Here is a 3243-nt window from a genome sequence, read left to right as displayed (position 1 = left end):
GATATCCAAGCTCTCCTTCTTGATATTCTCGAACTACCATAATCTTAAATTCATCACTATATTTAGTCATAAATAAACACCCCAAAGGTTAGATTTTCAACTCTAACTTTTGGGGTGCATCACATTCCAAAGGTTTTTTATTTCCCATAATCTTTAGTTATGTCAACTAAGTTTATATGAGTATGCAGTGATTAAAGAAACTAAAATGAGTTCTTTAGAGAATAGAATAAGGTAAGATTTATGTTAAATTTTATCCGTTTTCGTGGTATTATGCCTTTATAACTATGACTTCAGAGGAACTTTTTATGAAAAAAATAGGCCAAATCTCTTTTATAAGTATTGCAATTATTTTTGTATTAATTGAAGTTCTATTGTTAGGTGAACCTTTAAAAAGACAGATTATTGATTTATATTAGTGACCCTAGCTTGGTTTATAGGTAGACAATATGACAAAGTGAAGTTTTATGGGGAGAGAATAAAAGCAAGTGAAGAGAATAAAAGCAAGTGAAGAGAATTATAAACAAGTAATTGAAATATTACCTGAGTCTATTTTCATCTACGATCAAAATAGTATCCTTTATGTAAATACATTTGGGGAAAATATGCTTGGCGCTCAAAAGAAAGATGACATTTTGGGTAAATCAATCTACGACTTCATTAACCCCAACTATCATGAAAGAGCAATGAAACGATTAAAACAGCTTTGTGAAGAAAACATACAAACTAGTAATGTAGGGCAAAAACTAATACGTCTGGACAAAAAAATAATTTTCGTTGAAGTCTCAAGTCGTTCAATTCTATATGAAGGCAAAGAGGCAACATTATCAATTGTTAAGGATATTACCGATAAAAAGGAGACAACAGAAAGTCTCCTTGAAAAATCAGAAAAACTGGCGCTTGTAGGACAAATGGCTGCGGGGATTGCTCATGAAATTCGGAATCCCCTTACTTCCATCAAAGGATTTATTCAGTTATTCAAATCCAAATATACAAGTGAAGAAGAGTATTTCAATCTCGTATTATCGGAATTAGAACGAATTAATCTTATTATTGGTGAATTCTTAGTATTAGCAAAACCAACTGCTATTGTATTCAAAGATAAAGACATAAAAAGTTTAATAAAAGATGTTGTGACTCTCATCAACATACAAGCCATTATGAACAATGTTCAAATCTTTGTAGAATTTGAATCAGATATTTCTATGATTGTGTGTGAGGAAAATCAATTAAAACAAGTGTTTATTAATATTTTGAAGAATGCAATTGAAGCAATGCCGAATGGCGGAACGATTGATTTAAAGGTAAAGGCAAAAGAAAAAGACAAAGTATCCATTTGTATTATTGATCAAGGCTCTGGTATTCCGGAAGACCGGATTCCAACACTTAGTGAACCTTTCTATACAACAAAAGAAAAAGGGACAGGTTTGGGATTAATGATAAGCTATAAAATTATAGAAAGTCATGATGGGGAAATCAAGATCTCAAGTAAAATAAATGAGGGAACCACGGTTGAAGTTATTTTACCTACGATTCCTCAGTCCCATTAAAAAGAAAGGAACTGAGAGGATAAATTACATGTTACTAAGCATCGATTAGCAATACCAAAGGCACAGTTGGTCTTATTTTTTTGCCGATAACGGTCTTATAAAGAGGTTGGGTATCTAAAAAGGTACCCAACCTCTTTAATTGCCTAAATTGTGATTTGTTAGATTATAGAACTTATTTTACATTTTTCAAAATCCAAAGGTCTTGTTTTTACAAAAAATGACCTTGGCTTTTTTGCTTCACGTTTATCCAGTTCAAAGAACAGTTTTTTGTATTCAACAATAGATAATTCCCCATAAATATAACTTTTTTGAATATAATCTAGTAATTCATTGGCATGTAATGGGTTTCGCTTTTTTACTAGTTTAAAACGATGTGTTAAGTCTTCTACTAATATAGTAATCCACTCATTTCATCTGTGTTTTTTCAAAACGTATATGCACTTTCGGGAAAAGTATAACATGTAAATCATTTTGAATTTTTATTTTTGAAAATTCAAACTTACGACATTTTTTTACAATATCAAACAAACTTTGTTCCAATTAAATATAGGGGATCGCCAACATTTCATACGCAAAGGGTAATAGTTGGTGCCTTAATGTTCAATCTAGTAGGGGTAGCGTCAGGATTTTGCGCATTTTCCTGACTGTACCCCATAGCCATCAAGTTAAGATTCATGATACTCCCTAAAATGAAAAATTTGTATTTTTTACAGTGGTGAAGTTCGTTTTTTATTGTTTTTTGGGGGAATCTGTTTCGTTAGCTTGATGGGCATGTGACTGTACCCCTCTATTAAGCTCTTCCCAAATGTTTCTACTATCGCTATAATAAGAGATACCTTTTAGTTTTTTGTTTGCAATATCTTACCGAGTAGCCCCTAGTCCCAAGTGGATTGGGGGCTATTTCGTTGCATCGAGCGATAGACAAAAACGACCATTTTTGTGACAAAGAGTAATGTGTTATATATTACCGTATTTTCACATAAAAATTATTGGATAAAAAATTGTAGGTTTCCTTTTTAATCCTTAGTTAAAAAGTACAATAACATTAAGAAGTTGTACTGTTAAAGAGCGTGTTTATTCTTTATTTGCGCAAAATAAATCTTAAAAAACACGCAAAATAAAACTAAAATTGATACTATTTGTAACTTTCTTTTTTGGTGTTTTTTGTATCAAAACCCATATCAAAATTTATATATCATAAAAGGGCATTTTTGAAATAATTTTAGCCAGATCTACTAAACGACTAATTGAAATAGCTGATGCTCTTAGAGAAAGGAGTGGAGTTTGTAAGTATCCAAGATAAGCTCGATACAAGTACAGCTGTAGGAAAAGCTATGTTTGGAATGCTATCAGTTCTTGCAGAATTTGAACGGGATATTTTATTCGTGAACGAACAATGGCTGGCCTGAAGGCAGCAAGAGCTCGGGGACGCAAAGGTGGTAGACCAAAGGTTAATCAACAAAAGTTGAATCAAGCTATTGCTATGTATTATTCTAAACGGATGACAGTGAGGGAAATTCAGGAAGCAACAGGGGGTTTCAGCTGCAACATTATATCGATCTCTAAAATAAGAGCAAACCAAGTAAAGGTTTGCTCTTAAATATGATATTGTTAATTAAGCCTTGTTATAATTATTTTACTAATTGATTTTTTTAATAATTAGTTACTGCTCATTTTCATTGTTTTGTTCTTCAGT

At 31.9% G+C, this 3243-nt stretch carries 2 protein-coding genes and 1 pseudogene; 2 read left to right on the top strand and 1 reads right to left on the bottom strand.

The genetic code is table 11. The features are described 5' to 3' along the window. Positions 1 to 485: 485 nt before the first annotated feature. Positions 486 to 1547 carry an ATP-binding protein gene (locus K9V48_RS29535; RefSeq protein ID WP_224142246.1) on the top strand — a complete coding sequence of 354 codons (1062 nt, stop codon included), beginning with the start codon at positions 486 to 488 and terminating at the stop codon, positions 1545 to 1547. A gap of 158 nt (positions 1548 to 1705) precedes the next feature. Here the strand turns inward: K9V48_RS29535 and yppF are convergent, their stop codons facing one another. Continuing rightward, entirely contained in the window at positions 1706 to 1942 is a 237-nt protein-coding gene (gene yppF, locus K9V48_RS27540; RefSeq protein ID WP_224142247.1) for a YppF family protein, read from the bottom strand. A gap of 827 nt (positions 1943 to 2769) precedes the next feature. Here yppF and K9V48_RS27535 point away from each other — a divergent pair. Further along, a pseudogene (locus tag K9V48_RS27535) lies at positions 2770 to 3118 on the top strand (recombinase family protein); the annotation flags it as partial. Positions 3119 to 3243: the final 125 nt, after the last annotated feature.

The organism is Metabacillus rhizolycopersici, assembly GCF_020075705.1.
Note: the sequence above shows the minus strand (reverse complement) of the source record. Positions and strands in the feature narration are given on the sequence as shown.